We start from the raw sequence: 22453 nt of genomic DNA on the forward strand, positions 1-22453 counted from the left end.
ACTACTCCTTAGATCTCATCTTTTTATCCTTTTTATATAAAATAAAGATAAAACCACCAGTAACAGCTAAACCAACAATAACCCATAACAAATAATTCGTATGAAGACTTGTAAAACCATTTTTCTTTTCCTTATTTACAACAGATTTGTTATAAGAAACACGATGACCTGTTACAATCAAACGTTGAGTATTCACACCATAAGGTGTACATGTGAGCAACGAAACTAAATCTTTTCCCTCTTGCACAGCCAAAGCTGATGTATCATCAGGTTCAGTTTCAACAATACTATCAACTTCATAACATAACGTTTTATTCAAAATATGGACCAAAAAGTGGTCTCCCTTTTTAACTTGATCCAAATCAGTAAACAATGTTGCACTTGGCAACCCCCTATGTGCAGAAATAACTGCATGCGTATCTTTACCCCCTACAGGTAAAGAACTTCCTTCCAAATGCCCAGCAGCCTTACTTAATACTTCTTCACTCGTTGTATGATAAATAGGTAACTTCACATCTATTTTAGGAATTTCAACAATAGCCATTATTCCATCCCCAGCAAGATTTAAAGCTGAAGTATATGACTTATCTTCTGACTTTTGATTTTCTGCTTTAATAAATGAATCCGGCAAAATATGTGGTGCTAAAGCATCATTATATGCCTTTGCTTTTTTCATTTCTGCATCATAATCTATTGAATCACTCTTTTGACTTACTATCTTTTCATAGTTACTGATTAAACGATCTTGTCTATAACTATTCCACTTATTGGCAACAAATGGATATACCAATAAGGACAAACCAGCAACGAATATCAAGATTATAACTATATTGCTTAACTTCTTTTTCATCTGGACTCTCCTTATTCTTATATCATTTTAAGAATCAGAGGCTAAAAGCCTCTGATAATTATTTTATTTTTCATGTTTCTTTTTATTCATAAAGAATAATGCAGCAGCTGCAACCATAATTGCACATCCACCTACTGTAAAGATTGTAGTACCAATACCACCAGTTTCAGGTAAAGCACCCACTTCTGTATCTCTCATATCTGTATCAGCAGTAAATTCTGCAGTTGCTTTATCACCAGTAATTGTTAAAGTAGCACTTGAATTAGTTTCATTAATAGAATATCCATCAGGAGCAGTAACTTCTTTAAATTGATATTCACCTTTATCTAAACCTTTAACTACTAATTGACCATTTGCACCAGTTACAACTTCAGTTACGACACCAGTAGTTACTGTTTGATCTTTAGCTAATACATAAGTGTTATTACCTTTATCAACAAATTTAAGAACATTTCCATCTTTATCTAATACGTTGAATCCTGCACCAGCTAATAATTTTTTATCACTTTCTTTTTCATAATCATTTGTTTTTGTTAAAGTAATTGCACCTTCATATAAATCTACAGAATCACTTGAATAATTTTCTGAACCTGTACGACTTACGTTAGCCGTATTTGTTACTTTATCATTTTCAGAAGTTACTAATACATCATAAGTAATTGTAACATCTTTTCCAGCATTACTGTTTGTATCATCAATGAAAGATGATAAATCTAATTCAAATGAATTAGTTGCATCATCAAATGTAGGAGCAATATTTATTTTACTATCCCCTAATTTAACAACAACTGTATCTTTTTTGTATTCTGCACCTGTTAATGCATCAGTTACTTTAAATAACTTATTTGTTGCAGTTGGATCAATTGAAGGAACTTTTACATTAATTGTATAAGTCACTGTTTGACCATTGTGTACAGCACCATCTGCATCATTAACTGTTTTAGTTAATCTAGTTTCTGATCTTTTTACATTTAATTCAGCATTTCTTAATGTTGCTGGATTTCCAGCATAATCAAAATTAATTGGAGCAGCCATAACGTTATAAGTATATTTATTTGAGTTATCTACAACTTTAACAACATATAACCCTGCACCATCTACTTCAGTTTTTCTTCCAGCGTTATCTGTAAATTTAGTAAATCCATTTAAATTTCCTAATCTAGCTAACGCTTTAGAATGAGCAGCACTATTAGCTAATGAAGCTAAAATAGCTTGAGCATCATTTTTTTTATACTCTTCTTTAAAAATTTTAGTTACTTCATCGCTAACAAAAGCCCATCCTGTTTTTGTAGTTTTATCTTGTTTAACAACTTTTAAATAAGATAATGTTACATTTTCGTCTGTAGCAATGTTTTTTACTGTAATTGTTGGATTAGCGGCAGCTACTGGTACTACCATTGCTAGTGCCATCAATAATGAAACCACCATTGCTGAAACTTTTTTAAATAATTTCATATTCTATCTCCCTTTCTTTTTTTATATATATAAGAGTTATGAATAAATAGGAAAACTATTTGTTCATATACTCATAATACCTTTTTCTATATATAGCAACTGCTGCTACCATCATAAGCAACATACCACCTGCCATATACCAATAAATTCCTGTTCCACCTGTTTCAGGTAAAGTATATTTCACATGTATTCTATAAATACCATATTCAGATTTATTCTTTTTACAATTTTCAAAATCAGTAACACATTCTTTGTCATTACCATTTTTACCATCGTTAATAGCATATCCTATATTAGATTCACTATTACCAACCTTATTTCCATTGGTATTTGTGTTACTTTCATCAGTAGCACTACCACCATCATATCCTACTTTTAAGAAGAAATCCGTTCTACCATCTGGTTTAACTTTAGAAATCTTATCTTTCGTAGTTTCTGATGTACATTGATCATCAGTATACCATTGTATAGTTAAATCGCCTTTTGTAATTTTTTCAAATTCTTTCGTTGATTCATTGTACTTATATACAACATTACCTTTACTATTAACAACATTTCCTATATCAAAGACTTTACTATTTCCAATATTAGTATCATCAACTGGAACTGTCTCACCACTATTGATCCAAATATCATCATTACTGGTTGCAATATCAACTTTTACATTCACTTTAGGTTGAAGTAAAACAGCTTCACCAAAACCTGTCGTTATTTTTGAATCTGGACTTACGTTAGTTGGAACGTTATTACCACCTATATATTTGTCACGTGCTTTAACAGTTATTGTTGTGTTCCATTCGCCAGTATTAACATTTGGAATCGTTTGATCAGTCCATCTAATTGCTTGGGTATTATTAACTTCATCATAATACGCCATACCAACTTTGCCATTAGTTCCTGTAACTTCTATTTCACCTTGTTTTAACGCTTCATCCGTTATAACATTTCCATCATTACCTACTAGTTGGAAACGTGGATCAATTACATCAAAAATATTAGCATTTTTAATATCAATATTTTGTGATATTGTTTGTTGAATTTTAGCAAAGATTACCTTTAATTCATCAACATTTGCTGCTGTAAAAGCACAATTTGTTGATGCAATATTTTCAGATAACCAATTAGATGTTTCATCATTCAACTTTAATCCAACTGTATATACCGTTATACCCGATTCTCTTAATTGTCTTGCTATTTCTTTGGAATCATTTTTATCCGTGTCTTCAGAAGGTGCCCCATCTGTAAATAAAATAACATATTGAGGAACATCTGTACGTTTAGAATTAGCTAAATTTGTTTGTGCTATACTTAAGCCTTTTTGAGGAGACGTACCACCAGCTGCATAGATACTTGCAATTGTTTGTTTTAAGCTATTTTTATTATCTCTTGCATTTACTAGATTGCTTAAATTATTTCCATAAGCATTGAATGTTGCAACACCAATTCTACTATTTTCTGAGGATTCTGCTGTTGCTGAAATAAATGCTGAAGATGCTTCTTTTAATCCAGTTAATCCACTATCCAATGTATAAATTGTTGTGTTGTTATCCTTTTTATTTCCATAATAACCTGAAATCTTATCTGGTACATTTACCCAACTACTTCCGTTATAATATTTCCATGTATCATTTATATAAATCATTGGATATTTAGCGTTTTTATAAGTATATGAATTACCATTAGTATGCTTATATGAAACATCTGTTAATGTATTATCATAATAATACACCTTATTAACATCTAAACTATTTTTTACATCACAGTATTTTCCAACAGTTCTAAATCCTCCATTATCTGTAGGATTGTTACTATTCCCATTGTAAAGCATACTACCTGAAATATCTAAAACCATCATAATATCAGCTACTGCTTCTTTTTGAACTACGCTTGAACTTGTAGATAAAGATTTAGCAGTAATGTTAATATCATATGTTCTTTCATCCCAATCTTTTACTTTTGCAGTCTTGTCATATTGTAAAGAGTTTTCAATAATTTCTTGAACCTTTTTATTTTCAATTTTATATTTACCATTTGTTTGTGCTACTTCTTGTTCTTGATCATCTTTAACCAAGTAGAGCTTTGCAACTGCATTATTATTGCTATCAACTGTAACTCTTACTTTCCATGTATCATCAGAAACTAAATAGCCATCTGGAGCACTTACTTCTGTTAAGGTATAGGTACCTTCTTTTAAACCACTAAAAGTAATATTTCCATCACTAGTTGATTTAACTCTACTTGCTTCTTTTGTTGAATCATTTTCTAACTTAAATACTGCATCACTTAATCCATTTCCGTTTTCATCAACCTTTTGAAGATTCAAATCAGCTTTTGGCTTTTCTATAACATCAACAACTTTTGCATTTGGAAGAGTAAATTCCATTTGACAATTAGATTCTCCAGCGCCACGTTCCATATAAAGAATTGTTAATTTATGCGTTTGATTTTTTTGATCTTCTGTTAAACTTCCAGGAGTTAAGCCTAATTTACTCCACAAATCAACACTATCTGTAGCTGCAGCATGAATTCCACCTAAATCAATAATGACATTGGTATTATCTAAAACCACCCACATATCATCATCACCGGTAAATTTATAAGTCAAATCACCGACATAATCACCTATTGCGAATTCAACATCATATCTCATTCCAAAAAAATAATTTGGTGTTCCTTCTGTAGAATAATCATTAAGTGGGAAGAAATTTGAACCACTTGTTGTCACTTCTTTATTATTTTGTGCTGTATCAATAACTGAAGTTAATTTATAAGTATCACCTGTTTTATGAAATTTCAAATTCATACTATCTATATAACGTCTAAGATAAGTTTCTTTTCCATTGATTGTTACTGTTTCATTACTCTTAACAAAGAATCCTGGTTCAGTATAATTAAATTTTACATTTCCATCACTATCTATACCATTCAACAATCCTTCAATTACTTTGCTGCTTCCTGTATAAGCATTAACATCATAGTCATCTTTCATCAATTCATAAGAATATGTTTCATAATTGTTTCCTGTACCTAAATCACTTCTACTTTGATATTCAATATTTTGCCATCCATTCCAATAAACACCTTTCCATGAATTTCTAGATGTACCAGATGTCAATCTTTGATTAGTATTATCTCCTAACATATTAAAAGAATAATATATTCCATTTGATTCACCAGCTCTTACTGTGTAATCATAGAAAGAAGTATCTCCTAATACATCTGTTTCTTTGGCAGTGTAATTCACTACAACCGTTGCACTTCCAGTTCCTGTCAATTCAATATAATTTTTATTTGATACGGCATTTCCATCAACAGTTACACTACTTACATCCCAATTTATTGCTTTAGCGTAATCGTTGATTTTTGATCCATAAGATAGAGTTTTCACATCATCTGAATAGATTTTTTTGCTTCCATTATAATGTTGAATTGTAACTGTAATATCTTTTTTATCGCTACTTTTATTTTCTATTACATAACTAGAAGCAGTTGTTTGTGCTGTTGCACTTCCTGTAGTAGTACCACTTCTTTCATTAGCAGAGGCAATAATTGCACTACTAATAACTACTGCTATTGCTAGAACAAATAAACCAATTCTTCTCATACGTTTCAGCATAATTTTTACCTCCCATTTTAATATATATATTCATCATTTTATTAATTATTCATATAAGACGGTAAAAAGCCGCCTATTCTTTTTTGAATTGGGCGGCCCGGCAATCATATACTTTTGTACTTAGACCCGTAACTTTGCGTCATTAGCTTTCACTAATTTTGCTATTATCCTTCACTAGAATCCTATCATAAAATCAACGCTCTTTCAATTTTTCAAAAGCCATTTTTTATAACAAATTTTCTCAGTTTTTCACATATTTTTTATTTAATTTTATTATTTTATATCCTTATTCAATTTTTGACAATCCTACAAAACCAAACGACATTTTTTAAATCTAAACTGCACTAATATTCCTTTCTCCGTTCTATCTATTGACATATTTATTATAGAAAATATATGTTCATAAATATATAAGGGGTGTCCGTCATAGTTACAAATCTTTACTTTTTCAAACTTTTTTCGTTCCTTTTTATTATTGAGACTATGAGTATCATTCACTTATATTATATAGATTCATTCTTTGCTTGTCAATTTTATATAAAAGAAAAGTGGGATGAAATTCATCCCACATATCTGATAATTTAAAAGAAACAAATTATTCCCTTCTTTTTTCCTTTAAGAAGATAAAGATACACACTAAAGAAATAAACAATAAAATTACATAAATAACAATATTTGTATTATCTCCTGTTTTTACAGTTGTCACATTTGTTTTATAAACAACTTTTTCTTTAATTTGTTTAGAATTATATAAATTAAATGTTTGATCATCTACAAGTTGAGCATCTCCAGAAATCTTCGTTACAATACCATAATCATCTAATTTAAATTCTGTATCACTTGCTTTTACATAACCTGTTGGAGCTTCAACTTCTCTTAAGATATAAACAGTATTTACATTTAATTCTCTTAAAGTGCTAAAGGTATCCGCTGTAGAAACCCAATCACAAATAACTTTTCCAGTTTCTTTTTCAAGAATTTGTAAATGTGCTCCTGTTAAATAATTACCTTGATTATCTACTTTAGTCACATTTAACTTAGTTACTTCATCTGCTACTCCAATAGCTTCTAAGTTCACACTTGTATCTTCATTTTCTAATAACGCTATTGATTGTTGTGCATATAAGTTTAAACTATCCTCTTGTTTTTCTTCTTCTAAATCTTCTTTTTGACCATCATAAATTAATTGATAAGAAATTTTACCATTTTTATGACGTATCCATTTAATTGTAAATGTCTTTGTCTTATATTCATCAACTGTATGTCCATTAGGTGCAGAGATTTCTTTAAAATAATATTGATATTCAGGAACAGCTTTCATAAATGTCATATATCCTTCACTATTAGAAGTTTGTTTTTCAATAAGAATATCTGTTCCTTTTTCATTTACTTTATATAATCCATAAACAGCACCTTCCAAAGGATCTTTCGATAAATCTTTAGAACGTTTTTGAACAGTTAATGATAACGGATGATAAATATTATTAAATGTAACATCATCCACTTGTTTATCATCTAATAGATATTCTACTTCAGCTTGTAAATTATTACCGTTTCTTGAAACATCAATATTGACTTGATAAATAGATTGATCATATTCAACAAATGGATCATTATCATTTACATGTTCTTGAATATAATAAACATAATGTCCTTCTTGATTAAAATTCAATGTATTAAAATAAATATTACCTTGATCATCATTTGTTTGTGTTTCAACAACTTCATTATTACCATCCAATAAATCAAATTGATACATACCAGCAGATAAGACTTTACCACCAACTAAATTCTTTTTAGCAACCAATTGAACATCTACTGCCGTTGGATTGATATAAGTATTTGTAATCGTAATACTACCATCTTCATTTTGAATATATTGTGTCTTATAATAATCTACTTTATCTTCTTTAACAGTATAAACGTTTAAATTTCCTTGACTATCTTTTATTGGTAAATTATCAAACGAACCACTCCATTGATTATCATTTGATAATACAATAGATTGTCCTTCTACAACTTTACCATTTTTAACTAAATGCACTGTTACAGGTTGGATGGTGTCACTATGTCCTTGATCATTCCATACCTTATTTACTTTTAATGATTTAACAGCTTGGTTTGTAAGTGATAAATCTTGTGAAGTCTCTACAACTACCGATTGATCTTTAACAACTTGATTATTTTCATTCGTTACTTTAACCGAATCAACATTCAAGCCACCTTTACCATCTTTATTTACAACAGCTTCTACATGATATTGATGATTTGTATAAGCAATACCAGCAACTTCCTTACCAGCATTCATTTCTTCAATCGTATAATGATAAGTACCCGGTTGATCAATTTCTACATCATCAAAGCTATAAGCTCCTACTGTATCATTTTTAGCAGTATCAATCATATTACTTTGTTCATTATCATTTCCTTCGTATAAACCAAATCTAAACAAACCATCATCCATTATAACGGATTGTCCGGCACTGACAGTTTTAATACCACCCATCGATAATAAAGCTACTTTATATTCAAAAAGTCTATTAGTAAAGTTAAGTTTATCTTGATCAATATGTTCATTTTGACCATTCACAATATCAACTGAAATATCAAATTGTTTACTATCATTTGCTTTTACATCAACTTTTACAATATATTGAGTTGTATCATAAGTGACCTCTAAATTATCACGTACTTCACTTACACGATAATAATATATTCCTGCTTTTTGATAATGAATTGTTTTAAAATGATAATTACCATCTTGATCATTTTCAACTGTTTCACTATATCCATCTTTTTTCAAAGTCGCTCCATCTTGATCTAATTCTTCAATTTTAAACTTGAAATCACCTGCATCAAAAGCTACATCTTGTCCATCTTGATCAATAAAATTCTTATGTCCACTTAAATCAATCTTTCCAGTAGCTTTAAATTCATTTTCAAATTCAATACCTTTATTTTTATCTAATTGATGTCCATCTTGGTCATATAACGTATTAGTTACTTTCAATTGATTATCTTCAAATACAGCTTTCGCTTCAACATAATAAACAGTTTCATCATATTGAATACCTGTTTTCTTTTTATCAGCTTTTTCATAAACCTTATAATAAGTTGTACCAGCTTTTCTAATATCTTGAATATCAAAAATAAATTGACCTTCTTTATTTGTTGTTTCTAACTTTCTACCATTTTCCTTTTCTTTACCTTGAATACCATCAACTTCAACTAATTCAAAAGTAAACTCATCATCTACCAATTTCTTTCCTTTTAAAGACTTCGTTCCAATAATTTGTGTTTCACCACTTGCATTATATTCATTTGTAAAAATTATTTCATCATGATCAATAATTCGATAAGAAACATCATAATTACCATCTTGTTGATCACTTACAGTTACTTCTATAATATAAGCATCATTATTTTTATTATAGGTAACACCATCTTTCGTCAATCCACTATTTTCTTCATCAATTTGATAATAAAACGTATAACTATCCTTTTTAGAAAAATCTAAATTTTTATAAGAAATATTAAATTTAAATTGTCCGTTTTGATCATTTTTAACGGTTTCTTTTTCAATCGAATCTAAGATTTCTCCTTTATACAAACTTCCTTTTTCATCATTTACTCTTGTAATTTTAAACTTAAATTCTCCACCACTTAATACTTGACTTACGCCTTGATCAAGTAATACTTTCTTACCATCAATCCTTACCTTTCCTTGACCACGATAAGTATTTTTAAAATTCATTTCATCAACAGAAGTATTATCTTTAAGAATTTCTTTTGATACTTCTAAACCATCATCACCATTTTCAACACTTACATGAATGATATATTCTTGCTTGTCATAATCAATATAAGATAATTTATTATTAACTTCTTTTACAACATAATAATAATCACCTGTTTGATGATACTCATCAAAATTTATAAATGAAAAGTCTCCATTTTCATCATTTGTTGTTGTCATCAATTGCTTTTCAACAGTATATTTATTGTTATTTTTATCATAATCTATTTTAGAAATACTAAAAGTAAACATACCTTCTTCTAATTTTTTATTGATTAATTTTTTATGACCTACTACTTGAATACCTACAGCATTTTTAAAAGTTAAATTTTCTTTTTCCTCACTTGTAGGTTTTGTCATTTCATCTACGTAAGAAATACTTCTAGAAACTTCTTTGATATTTCCTTGTCCATCATCTTCCGTCTTGATCTTTATTTGATAGACAACCGAATCATACGTAACATTTGACTTATGATTATTTACTTCAGAAACCGTATAATAATATGTCCCTGCTTGATTAAAATGAATCACAAATCGACCTTGACCTAAAGAACTATTTGTTACTGTTTGGCTATTACCAACGGTCTTTTTAAAGTTTTCATCCGTTTGTTGCAATTTAAACTTAAACATATTTGCTTTTAAAGTACCACCTGTTAATTGTTTATGAATAATTAACGATGTAGAACCTTCAGCTTGATACGTATTTTTAAATTGAATATCATTATTTTCAACTGTTCTTTCAACTGTGGCTGTACCATCTTTTTGATCAGTCACAACCACTTTTATTTTATAAACTTTTTGATCATAACTTACACCTTGATAAGTTCCTTGTAAAACAGGATTAACTTCTTTAATAATATAATAATGTATTTGTTTTTCGCCATAAGTTAAATCTCTATAAGAAATCTTTCCAAAGTTAAAATCACCTTGACTATCATTTGAAACTGTCTTGCTTTCACCAATTGCTGTTTGATAATCTGATTTTGTTTCTTGAAGAACAAAATTAAATTCATTTGCATTTAAATCTCTACCTTCTAATATTTTATGACCTTTAAATGTCGTAGCAGCATTTGAAGAATACGTATTTTCAAACGTAATAGAATCTACATTTTGTCCATTAATAGTCATTGTCTTACTAACAACTAATTGATCTTTCGATTCATCATATTGTACATCAACTATGATGTTATAAATTCTTTGATCATAATCAATTCCTTTTTTCTTTGTATTCTTTTCTTTTAATTGATAATAATGTTTACCAATATCTTTTTCATCATAAGAAAGATCAACTTGAATATTTCCCTTTTGATCATTTGTTACTTCTTTTTCATGTCCTTCTTTTGTTGAATATTCACTATCTTTATATTCTTGTAATCCATAAATAAACTCACCATTTTCAAGTATTTTACCATCCAATACTTTTTTACCATCAAGACTTAAAGAAATCTTTCCAACAAAGTTAAATTCATTACTAAATTCAATCTTTCCACCTTCAATAACAGGATCATTCGCTATTAAACGATCATCTTGTTTTTCTACATGAACACTTACTTTAAAAGTATGATCGTCATATTTAATATATTTTTGGTTTTCATTTACTTCTTTAACAGTATAATAATAATCTCCTGGTTCTGTATAAGTTAGTATATCTACATTGCTAAAAACAAATTGACCTTTTTCATTATTAGTAGTTACAACAGCTTCACCATCTGGTGTACTATAACTACTATCTGTATATTTTTGTAATTCAAATTTAAAATCATTGCCTTGTAATTCTTTTCCTATTAATTTCTTTGTTCCACCAATAGTTTGTTTAGCCTCTAATTTTTCTGATGCACCATTATTAGACATAGATAAAGAATTATTCACATTGACAACTTTTTCTTTTTGATGAATTTCATTATCATGATTATATTTTGCTGCAATTACTTTTCCACCAATAGTTCCATTATGATAAAACTCACCCGCAGGTAATAAGAAAATACCACCATTTTGATTAGCTAATGTCACTTTACCTGTATAAGGTTGCACATCACCATTATTTACTGTATAAAAATTCCAAATAACTCCTGTTTCTAAGTTATCAAAATCTGCATCTAATTTAATGCCATTTTTCGTATAATCACCTGTAATATCAATGGTACTTTGTCCATCTTGAACTTCAACATTGACAACTGCCCATTTTTTTGAAGTATCAAAATTTAAAGAACCTACACTCTTTAAATAATCGGCATTATAATAATAAACTTGCACATCATTTGAATCTTGAGCATGTGCTAAATTCTTTGAAAGTGTTTTTAAATTATCAAATTCTTGATCCCATGCAATAGGTTGAAATCCATTTGTACCCGCTTTAATAATCTTTACTTCACCATTATTATAATAAGTTACCCCAGCAGGTACATTTCGATAATTATTTTTACCTTGATTGATAGCTTCTTTATCAACTGCGTTCCAATCATCTTGATTTTCAAGAACAACAATACTGCCATTACGAGGTTTAAAAATACTATGATTTTTAACTTGTCCAAATTGACTCACATTTTGGAACCCAGATTCCAAATGAATCAAGCCACTATGATCTGCATTAACTTCTATCTTATTTCCATTTTCATCAATATAAGATGAACCATCAGGAATAATTTCCTTTTCAACACCATTTTCACTGATAACTTCTTTCACTTGATAGTCACCATCTATAAAAGAATATCTTTTATTTGAACTACTATCTTTCATCCCATCAAATACAAATTTAGCATTTCCATTGCTATCTGTTGTTTGTGTCATTACATCAATCAAAACAGATTGACTACTATCCATTCGATAAAGTCTCAAAGTTACATTTTTATTTGCTTGAGGTTGATTATTGATCATAAATGATTTACTGACTGTCAATTGATTTTTATAAACTTTTGTATTATTCCCTGAAAAGTTATAATCAGCGCCTAAATCAGCATATTTAGCAGCAACACTACATTCCAAATCATTATATGACGTCGCATCTAATGAAAATAAACCATAGTTTTTAGCAACACCTAAACCAGATTGAATCGTCGCATCAGACACTGCTTGATTACGTGTGATTTCTGAAACATTATTATCAAAAGCATAAGCCTTTATTTGAATATAAGCCACAATCATAGTAATAGCTAAAATAAATGCTGTAACTTTTTTATACATTTTTTTCATATGAAAGGTTTTCATTTTTCATTACACTTCCTTTCTATGTTTTTTTCTTTTTAAAATAATTACAATAACAATGAGAAATGCTAACAATCCAGCAACAAGATAATATACTTGCGATGAACTTGACTCTTGGCTTTGAGCATCTATATTTGCTTGTGGTACTGCTTCATCTTCAACATTTATACCATCAATCGATGAGGTACTTCCTTCATTACTATTATTTTCACTACCATCTCTATTTTCAACACCAACCGTTGAAAAAGCTCCTGTTTGATTATTTCTACGATAAATTGTTTGTCCACCAATAACAGAAGATTGTCCTTCTACTTCAATAACTTCTTCACGAATAATTTCAGTATCAACATTAATAGGATCATTAACATTTCTATAATAGATCGTATAAATACGTCTAGGAGAATAAAAACTATGATTAATCGTTATTGATTGACCATTGACTAAAACATATTGTTGTTGATTAACTGTTAACTCTTTAACGATATCTATTGTTGTATCTTCATCTTTTTTATTAATTTCTATTTTTTGTGAAGCAATTGTTTCATCAGTTGCAATATTTTTATATTGCACTTCTACAATATAGTTCTTTGGTGCTGTGTATCCTTTGGGATTATAGTAAACATAACTTACATGTTCACTTTCACCGTAACTATGCTTTAATACCTGTGACATACCTTGATCCACTGTATAAACATTCCCATCGGAATCTTTGTATTCTTTTTCTACTTGATATTCAACACTTTGATCAGGTTGAACTTCTAATTGTACTACTTCTCCAAGAATCTTATTTGTCGAAGCATCTACTTTATAGATAGACCATTTATAAGAAGCATTTTTATCCAATTTCTTATAATAAATTGTATATTCTCTTATATCACTGGAAACTGCTTGATAGATTGTATTTTCTTGATTATCAGCTAATGTATAATAAACATTATTGATTTTCATTACTTTTGGAAGTATATACGTATAATCTTGATCATTTACATGAAATGATTTTTGCATCAATACATCATTTGTTCCTTCTTCAACATATTTTAAAGCGACATCATAATCCGTTGTATTATTTGGATTATAATAAGTAATTGAATACGTATTATCACTTGGGTCATTATAATAAACTGACTTAATTTCACTTACTTGCCCTGGCATTTTTAAATAAGTCACATCACCAATTGTATAACTATCAGGCACAGCATATACTTGAGGGTTTTCAACTGTTGCTGATGAATCAATATCAAAAGTATCTTGTAAAAGAATCGTTCCTTCTTTTGTAGTAAACTGTACTTTCCCTTTAATCGTTATGGGTTGATATGTTCTATAAACAAAAATATATTGATCTTTACCTGCTTCTACTTTTTGACTTTGTTCACTCACTAAATCAAAATCCCCATATTTTTTATCAAAATAAGTCGTTCTTACTTTGATCTCACGTCCTATTTCAGAAGTAAAATCTTTATTTTTATACTTCACTTGAGCAATTTTATTTCCACTAGCATCTTGTAAATCATAGATAATAGAATAAGTTTGTGTACTCTTTGCTTGAACTGGCATTATAAAAAACAGTGACACAAAAAACACTAATGAAAATATTGCTATTTTCTTTAGACATTTCATAATATCTTCTCCCTTTTTATATTAAATTTCTTCCCTTTTTTCACTAAAAATTATAGCACTTTACCCTTATCGTGTATAGAAAAGGACATATTTTTTTAAATAAAAACCACGTCTAAAGGCGCTGCTTTCACTTCGTTCAAGCTATCGCTTTTGACTCTCGCTTTCCCTCAAAGGGAATTTTTATTTTGCTTTTTTTCTGCGGTTTCTATTTTCTTCTTGAATTCCTTTTTCTTCAAACGGATCCTTATATTCTTTCACACTTAATTTATCCATTGCAATATCATGTTGCTCTTGTTCTCTTATATATTTTGCGACGGTTTGATCATTTAATCCTACTGTACTCACATAATACCCTTCTGCCCAAAAATGTCTATTTCCATACTTATATTTCAAGTTTGCATGTCTATCAAAAATCATCGATGCTGATTTCCCTTTCAAGTATCCCATGAATGATGACACACTTAACTTTGGTGTGAAGACGATGTGATATTTGCACATCCATTTCGTATGTGCTAAAGAATTTGCTTTTTTAGCCATTATTTCTTATTGCACCACCCGCATAGCAGGTGGTTTTCTATTTCGCACATTTCATGTGCTCAACTGACTGAAGTCATCAATTCTTTTTTCATTTGAATTGTATAAAAAAGAACTAAAAGTTCTACTTTTAGTTCTTAGAAAATTCCAATAATTCTAAACCTTTATTTTTATCTTGAGCCCATCTTACGCCCCAATCATTAGTGAACAATAATAATGGTTGTCCTTTTAAATCTTGAACTTTTCTTGTATCAGATGAAAGATTTAATGATTTTAAATCAGTTCCTTCTTTGACCCATCTTATATATTGATAAGGTAGAGGAGATTTATGAATTTCTACATTGTATTCATTCTTTAAACGATGTTCTAAAACTTCAAATTGTAAAACACCAACAACTCCTACAATAATTTCTTCCATACCGCCACCTAATTCAGTAAAGATTTGGATTGCTCCTTCTTTTGCAATTTGTTCAACACCTTTAACAAATTGTTTTCTTTTCATCGTATCTTTATTACGAATCATTGCAAAATGTTCTGGTGCAAATGTTGGAATTCCTTCAAAAGCAAAATGTTTTTTACCTGTTGTAATGGTATCACCAATAGAGAAAATACCTGGATCAAAAACACCAATGACATCTCCTGCATAAGCTTCATTTACTTCACTACGTTCATCTGCCATTAATTGTTTTGACTGATTTAATTTGATTTTTTTCTTACCTTGATAATGATAAACTTCCATCCCTTTTTCAAATTTACCAGAACAAATTCTAAAGAATGCCATTCTATCACGATGTCTAGCATTCATGTTCGCTTGAATTTTGAAAACAAAAGCTGAGAAATTTTCTTGATAAGGATCAATCACTTCACCATCTGCTGTTCTAGGAGTTGGTGGGGTTGTCATATTTAAGAAATGTTTTAAAAATGGTTCAATCCCAAAGTTAGTAAGAGCCGATCCAAAACATACAGGTGATAACTTACCAGCACGTACAGCTTCTAAACTAAATTCATTTCCTGCCATATCTAATAATTCAATATCTTCTTGTAATTTATCATAAAGTTCATCTTCCACATACTCTTTTAATTTTGGATCATCTGCTTTTAAAATTTCTGTTTCAACTTCTTTTTTTCCACCATCTACAGGAATAAAACGAATGACTTCTTGATCATTTCTTTCATAAACCCCTGCAAAACGTTTTCCAGAACCAATTGGCCAGTTAACAGGACAAGTTTCAATTCCTAATTCTTGTTCAATTTCTTCCATTAATTCATAAGGATCTCTTGCTTCTCTATCCATCTTATTAATAAAAGTGAAAATTGGAATATGTCTCATTGTACATACTTTAAATAACTTACGTGTTTGATCTTCGACCCCTTTACTCGCATCAATGACCATGACTGCACAATCTGCTGCCATTAAAGTACGATATGTATCTTCTGAGAAGTCTTGATGCCCTGGAGTATCAAGAATATTAATACAATATCCTTGGTAATTAAATTGTAATACTGAAGAGGTAACTGAAATCCCTCTTTGTTTTTCAATTTCCATCCAGTCACTTGTCGCATGCTTACTATTTTTCTTTCCTTTAACAGTTCCTGCTTGTTGGATGGCTCCTCCATAGAGTAAGAACTTTTCTGTTAAAGTTGTTTTACCAGCATCCGGATGGGAAATAATCGCAAATGTTCTTCTTTTTTCTATTTGTTGTCTTAAATCTTCCATTGCATCCTCCCATAATCTATATTTATTTTTTAATCTTTTATTTCAACAGTACAATTATTACCACAAAATGAACAGAATTACTACTATTATTTAATAAAAAAGAAAGCCTACTCCCTATAATCACCCCTTTTACATAATTATAATAGAAATCTTTTTTACTAATTAAAAAGTGGGGAGCAATCCCCACAGATCATTAAAATACAAAATTTCCATTTTCAAAGATTTTTACATGTCTGCCATCTTCTAAAATACCATCAATCATTAAATCTTCTGTTCCCATCATAAAATCAACATGAACTAAAGAATCATTGACCCCTTTTTCAAACAATTCTTTTTTATCCATATCAATCCCACCTTTAATACATTCAGAAAATCCAATGCCTAAAGCCATATGACATGAAGCATTTTCATCATATAAAGTATTATAAAATAATGTTTTTAATTCATTAATTGGTGAATGATAAGGAATTAAAGCAACTTCACCTAAACGTTTACTTCCTTCATCACTATCAATAATTCCTTTTAAAACCTCATATCCTTCTTTAGCTCCAAAATCAATCACTTGACCATCTTTAAAACGTAAATAAAATTCATCAACAATATTTCCACCATAACTTAAAGGTAAAGAACTAAAAACAATTCCTTCTACATCATCCTTATTAGGTGATGTAAAGATTTCTTCTGTTGGTATATTAGGAAAATTGTAAACACCATTTTTTAAATAACTTCCCCCACCAGCAAATAAATAATCATCATTCAAACCAATTGTAATTTCAGTCCCTTTACTATTTTTATAATAAAGTTTCTTTAAATTTAGACTATTTAAATAATTAACACGTTTTTCAAAAGAACGACGATGTTGATTCCATAATTCGACAGGATCATGTTCATCATCAATCTTAGCTGCTTTAAAAATAGCACTCCATAAACTATCTAACGCTTCTTGATTTGACATATCAGGATAAACTTTATTCGCCCATTTTTGCGTAGCTCCACCTACGATACACCAAGCATTTGTCATATTATCGGATAAATCAAAATATGTCTTACATGCCTTTTTAACTGCTCTTTGCCAATTAGAAATCTTTTTAGGTTCAATACCTGCAAGCATTTCAGGATCTTCATCATCAACATAAAGAAAACAAGCATTCATTAACGCATAATCATTTCTAAAAGATGAAAACCAAGTAGGTACGTGATTAAAATCTTCTACTTCCATATTTTCATATTTCATACGTGTAACTTCTTCATCACTATAATGAACAACAACTTCTTTAGCACCTACAAGATAAGCTTGTTTAGTAACCGCTCTTACAAGTTGATAACTTTCAATAGATGCACTAATGACAACGGTTTGTTTTTCTTGAACATTCAAACCTGATTGAACAATTAATCTTGCATATTTTTCTAATTTTGTTTCAAAACTCATTTTTCCACCTCTAATTTATCTAATTCCTTTTGCGCTTCAAGATATCCTTCTTGAAGTGCTAATTGATAATATTCTTTAGCTTTTTCTAAATCTTTAGAAATACCATCACCATAATGATACATATAACCTAGCATAAAGCTGGCTTTTGAATAATGATAATGACTAGCTTGTTGATAATATTGCATTGCTTTATGCTTATCTTCTTTTTGTCCTATCCCATAAAAGAACCATCTACCTAAATGATAAAAACCTTCTCTATTTTGTTTTTGACAAGCTAATAAATAATATTCATAAGCCATCTGATAATCTTTTTCTACATAAATTCCATTTTCTAAATAATAAGCATATTTTACAAGTGCTGGTGAATAACCTTTTTTTGCACTTCTTAAAAGATAATCAAGCATTTCCTCTTTACTGACTTCTATTCCTTGTTCACCATAAAGTGCTAATTGATACAAAGACTGTTCCTCATCTTCTTTCAAAATTGCTAATTTAAAATGTTGAATTGCTTGTTGATCATCGTGCTTTTCTTTAAAATACTGTCCTATTAAATAAGCTGCAACAGGATACTGATCTTCTATTTTAATTAAGCAAGCAATCCCTTTTTCCTTATCCTGTAAAACACCCTTTCCTTCTAAATAACAAACACCTAAATAATAAAACGCTTCTCTTTCTCCAAGATCGGCTGCTTTTTGATAAGCTTCAAAAGACTTCTTTTCATCTTTAACAGTTCCAATTCCTTGACCATAGTAATAAGCCACAGCCAACGTTGATTGTCCATCTCCTTGATGACTCGCTTTTAAATACCAATAAAAACTATTTTTTTCACTTTCTGGATATTCACTATGCATTTCATAAAAATACCCTAAACAAAATTGCGCATTCATATAGCCCATATTCGCTGCTTTTAAATAATATTCTAAAGCTTTTTGACTATCTTTTTCTATTCCTCGACCAAATTCATAACAGGTTGCCATCGCTGTGATTGCTACTTCTAAACCATCTTTTGCTGCTTCTTGATACCAATGAAAAGCTTTTGGATAATTTTCATTGCAACCATAACCTAAATCATAAAAACGTCCTAATTTATATTTGGCAAGACTATTCCCTTCATAAGCTGCTTTTTCATAATAATGTAAAGCTCTTTGATAATCCTGTCTTGTTCCTTGACCATATTCATAACATTCACCTAGAGCACAAATCGCATCATTATGTCCTAAGGCTGCTGCTTCTTCATAACGTAAAAAAGCTTCCTCTAAATCCTGAGTTACACCATATCCATTTTGTAAAAAATAAGCCGTTGAAAATAAAGATCTTGGAAATCCTTCATCGACTCCTAAAGAATAAAGTTCAAAAGCTTTTTCATAATCTTGGTCAACATCTATCCCATATTCATAAAAATAAGCAAGATTACAAGAAGCAACAACATTCCCTAAATCACTTGCTAGACGATAATATGTCATGGCCACTTGATTACTTTGTTTGACCCCTTGTCCTTTTTCATACATATAACCTAACACACATAAACAATCAGAATCTTCACATTCTTCTCCTAAATGGAAACATTCTAATGCTTGATCATATTTTTTTTGGTCATAATAATATAATCCTACTTGATAATATTGATCAGGTGTTAATTCTTCTAAATCTAATTCATCATAATGATGATTATAAGTAAGTGCACATAAATCAATTCCTATCACTTGATGTTCTTCATTTTCTATCAAATATTGTTCAAATTCATGATAATCTTCATAAGTTTCCATCATCATTTGAATTGAATCTACTTGTTGTTGTAATTCATCAATACTTGCATGATGTGAATAAATAGAAATTAATTTAATATAGGCAATTGATTGTTGATAATCATCTTTTTTTACACGAATCAATGTTTCTAATTCATAATCATTTAGAATTTCATCAATATAATAATGATGAAAAAAAGGTTCATATAAGTGAATTCTTTCTTTCATACCTTCACCCCCAATACAACTTGGAACGTTATTTTTTTTCATTTACTATTCTACTGATTTCATCAGAGAACTTTCCTAAAATAACAGTAACTTTGCCTGTAGCTTGAATAACACCACTTGCACCTAATTCTTTTAAAACATTTACTTTTACTAAATCATCATTTTCTACAAAGAAACGTACTTTACTTCCTTGACTTTGGCTCTCTTTAATATTATCAATACCCCCTAAAGCATGAATTAAAGCTTCTAAATCAATAGGAATATCTTTTAAAGTAACTTCTTTAGGTTTTTTATTTTTTAATACCTTTGCAAAAATAAACCATACTCCAACAATTACAATAATTGCAATTAAAACATAAATAAAATAATCTGACATATCTATTTCCTTTCTTAATAAACATTTTCTTTTATGATATATTTATAGTATACTATAAATCACTAGGGGTGACAAAATGAAAAAATATTTAGATTCTACAATTTGTTGGCCACTTGCCATCATTTTATTTATTCTATGTCTTATTAGTTGTTATACAATTAAATGTGCAGCTGGTTATATTACTTATCCCAATCCTACAGGTTATTGGAGTAAACAACTCCTTTATTATATGATTGGTGTCGGTTTGATTTTTTTAATCAATCGTTTTGGAAATGATCGAATTTACTCGGGAATGTGGATTTTTTATGGAATCTTGATTGTCTTTTTAGTCGGTCTTGTTATTCAAAGATTTGCTATTTATAAATTAGGAATGCAAATCATTCCCTTTGCGAAAGATCTAAATGGTGCTACATCATGGTATAACTTTCCAGGATTTTCATTCCAACCTTCTGAATTTATGAAAGTTGTAATGATTATTTGTATGTCTAAAACTGTTTCTTTACATAATGAAAAATATTTAATTCATACATTTGATACCGATTTACAGTTAATTGGTCGTGTAGCAGCTATTGCTCTACCACCAATGATTCTAACTTATTTACAAAATGATGCTGGTGTTACTTTGATTATGGCTTTTTCAGTGGTTGTTATTTTATTTGCATCAGGAATTAATAAGAAATGGTATATTGTAGGATTTGCTTGTTTAGCAGTTGTTCTTATAATTTTTACTTACTTATTTATTTATCGTCAAGATATATTTTCTTCAATTATCACAGGACATAAACTTGATCGTTTTTATGGCTGGGTCGATCCTGAAGGAACTTATCAAAATCAAGGATACCAACTTTATAATGCGATGATGGCTTATGGAACAGCTGGACTTTTTGGTCATGGATTTGACACAGTGATTATTTCTTTACAAGAAGCTCATACGGACTTCATCTTTTCTGTTATTACTTTAGGCTTTGGATTCGTGGGAGCCATCATTACGCTCATTGCTATACTAGCGTTAGATGTTTGTATTTTGTATGTTGGTTTAAAAGCAACGCATCAAAGTGATAAATATTTTATTGCTGGTATTTTTGGATGTATGATTTTCCAACAATTTTGGAACATCGCTATGATTTTAGGAATACTCCCTATTACTGGTATCACATTACCGTTTCTTTCATATGGTGGGTCTTCACTTTTATCTTACATGATTGCAATTGGAATGTGTTTTGATATCCATCGCCAAACAAGTATCGCTAAATATAATCAAATAGATTAAAGCTGTAACACAAAGTACAGCTTTTTTTGTGCAAGTATGTTAATTAATCGAATTGTATTAAGAAACGGAGATTAGTATGACAAAAAAAGAGATGGATCTTCATCAACAAAATCGTTTTTCAATTAAAATCAATAAAATACTTCAAGATAAAAAAAATAACCAACAATGTCTAAAATTAATTGCCCCTAAATATATGGGCGTTTATGTCGTTGACTTAAAAAAGATATCTTCCGTGATATTATAGGCCCTTCCTATTTTTTAAAACTTGAAAAAGAACAACATAATTGTTTTTCTGTAACAATGAAACTTTATAATAATCTATATATTAGCGAAAACAATCAACAAAATGTTGCTCAATTTATTAATTACAACACTATTATCGAAAAACTTTCTAAAGATAAAAACATTGAACAAAAATACAGAAAAAAAGATGGCACACTCATTAAAATATCTAGTGAACTACTCCGACTTACACTTCGTTTAGAAGTCGGAGATTCTTGCTTCAACCACGACTGCCTCTAATGACAATACATTATAGGTCTTACACAGTGTCCACAAGCGTATAAGTTTGGCTCGTCCCAAGCCTACTTTTATAATTTATCTATAAGGACTGAAGAAT

General features: G+C 29.5%; 12 protein-coding genes and 1 riboswitch. Of the genes, 2 read left to right on the plus strand and 10 right to left on the minus strand.

Annotation, left to right across the window (positions count from 1 at the left end):
* Position 1: 1 nt before the first annotated feature.
* The 10 genes from OCV55_RS10135 to OCV55_RS10180 all read right to left on the minus strand — a co-directional run bounded on the left by OCV55_RS10135 (position 2) and on the right by OCV55_RS10180 (position 20564).
* A complete protein-coding gene (locus tag OCV55_RS10135; RefSeq protein ID WP_147580537.1) occupies positions 2-850 on the minus strand; it encodes a class C sortase in 849 nt (282 codons plus the stop codon).
* Positions 851-913: 63 nt separating this feature from the next.
* The gene (locus OCV55_RS10140) at positions 914-2305 is read right to left on the minus strand and encodes a SpaA isopeptide-forming pilin-related protein (RefSeq protein WP_147580538.1); all 1392 of its coding nucleotides are present in this window, start codon (positions 2303-2305) and stop codon (positions 914-916) included.
* 55 nt (positions 2306-2360) lie between these two features.
* Positions 2361-5921, minus strand: coding sequence for a SpaA isopeptide-forming pilin-related protein (locus OCV55_RS10145; protein ID WP_147580539.1), 3561 nt, complete (start codon positions 5919-5921; stop codon positions 2361-2363).
* Positions 5922-6009: 88 nt separating this feature from the next.
* Positions 6010-6094, minus strand: a riboswitch (cyclic di-GMP riboswitch).
* 422 nt (positions 6095-6516) lie between these two features.
* Entirely contained in the window at positions 6517-12921 is a 6405-nt protein-coding gene (locus tag OCV55_RS10150; RefSeq protein ID WP_147580540.1) for a Spy0128 family protein, read from the minus strand.
* A gap of 6 nt (positions 12922-12927) precedes the next feature.
* Positions 12928-14535 carry a hypothetical protein gene (locus OCV55_RS10155; RefSeq protein ID WP_147580541.1) on the minus strand — a complete coding sequence of 536 codons (1608 nt, stop codon included), beginning with the start codon at positions 14533-14535 and terminating at the stop codon, positions 12928-12930.
* Positions 14536-14715: 180 nt separating this feature from the next.
* On the minus strand, positions 14716-15072 hold the full coding sequence (tnpA, locus tag OCV55_RS10160) for an IS200/IS605 family transposase (RefSeq protein WP_147580542.1): 357 nt from the start codon (positions 15070-15072) through the stop codon (positions 14716-14718).
* 127 nt (positions 15073-15199) lie between these two features.
* Positions 15200-16786, minus strand: coding sequence for a peptide chain release factor 3 (locus OCV55_RS10165; protein WP_117829069.1), 1587 nt, complete (start codon positions 16784-16786; stop codon positions 15200-15202).
* A gap of 193 nt (positions 16787-16979) precedes the next feature.
* Positions 16980-18215 (minus strand): aminopeptidase, encoded by a 1236-nt coding sequence (locus tag OCV55_RS10170; protein ID WP_117850687.1) that lies wholly within the window; start codon positions 18213-18215, stop codon positions 16980-16982.
* Entirely contained in the window at positions 18212-20230 is a 2019-nt protein-coding gene (locus tag OCV55_RS10175; RefSeq protein WP_032089499.1) for a tetratricopeptide repeat protein, read from the minus strand. The genes OCV55_RS10170 and OCV55_RS10175 overlap by 4 nt, the downstream gene beginning before the upstream one ends.
* Entirely contained in the window at positions 20217-20564 is a 348-nt protein-coding gene (locus tag OCV55_RS10180; RefSeq protein WP_022000671.1) for a hypothetical protein, read from the minus strand. The genes OCV55_RS10175 and OCV55_RS10180 overlap by 14 nt, the downstream gene beginning before the upstream one ends.
* 76 nt (positions 20565-20640) lie before the next feature.
* On the opposite strand from OCV55_RS10180, the gene OCV55_RS10185 reads away from it, so the two are divergent.
* Positions 20641-21834 (plus strand): FtsW/RodA/SpoVE family cell cycle protein, encoded by a 1194-nt coding sequence (locus OCV55_RS10185; protein ID WP_032089498.1) that lies wholly within the window; start codon positions 20641-20643, stop codon positions 21832-21834.
* Between the two features lie 76 nt (positions 21835-21910).
* Complete coding sequence (locus OCV55_RS10190; protein WP_267309904.1) at positions 21911-22078, plus strand: hypothetical protein; 168 nt, start codon at positions 21911-21913, stop codon at positions 22076-22078.
* The last annotated feature ends 375 nt before the right edge of the window (positions 22079-22453 follow it).

This window comes from [Clostridium] ammoniilyticum (assembly GCF_025566905.1).
In the GTDB taxonomy this organism is placed as follows: domain Bacteria; phylum Bacillota_I; class Bacilli_A; order Erysipelotrichales; family Coprobacillaceae; genus Faecalibacillus; species Faecalibacillus intestinalis.

Coding starts and splice junctions, on each gene's coding strand:
- OCV55_RS10155 (WP_147580541.1), bottom strand. CDS start 14,535: ATGAAATGTCTAAAGAAAATAGCAATATTTTCATTAGTGTTTTTTGTG.
- tnpA (WP_147580542.1), bottom strand. CDS start 15,072: ATGGCTAAAAAAGCAAATTCTTTAGCACATACGAAATGGATGTGCAAA.
- OCV55_RS10190 (WP_267309904.1), top strand. CDS start 21,911: ATGACAAAAAAAGAGATGGATCTTCATCAACAAAATCGTTTTTCAATT.
- OCV55_RS10140 (WP_147580538.1), bottom strand. CDS start 2,305: ATGAAATTATTTAAAAAAGTTTCAGCAATGGTGGTTTCATTATTGATG.
- OCV55_RS10185 (WP_032089498.1), top strand. CDS start 20,641: ATGAAAAAATATTTAGATTCTACAATTTGTTGGCCACTTGCCATCATT.
- OCV55_RS10170 (WP_117850687.1), bottom strand. CDS start 18,215: ATGAGTTTTGAAACAAAATTAGAAAAATATGCAAGATTAATTGTTCAA.
- OCV55_RS10145 (WP_147580539.1), bottom strand. CDS start 5,921: ATGCTGAAACGTATGAGAAGAATTGGTTTATTTGTTCTAGCAATAGCA.
- OCV55_RS10165 (WP_117829069.1), bottom strand. CDS start 16,786: ATGGAAGATTTAAGACAACAAATAGAAAAAAGAAGAACATTTGCGATT.
- OCV55_RS10180 (WP_022000671.1), bottom strand. CDS start 20,564: ATGTCAGATTATTTTATTTATGTTTTAATTGCAATTATTGTAATTGTT.
- OCV55_RS10175 (WP_032089499.1), bottom strand. CDS start 20,230: ATGAAAAAAAATAACGTTCCAAGTTGTATTGGGGGTGAAGGTATGAAA.
- OCV55_RS10150 (WP_147580540.1), bottom strand. CDS start 12,921: ATGAAAACCTTTCATATGAAAAAAATGTATAAAAAAGTTACAGCATTT.
- OCV55_RS10135 (WP_147580537.1), bottom strand. CDS start 850: ATGAAAAAGAAGTTAAGCAATATAGTTATAATCTTGATATTCGTTGCT.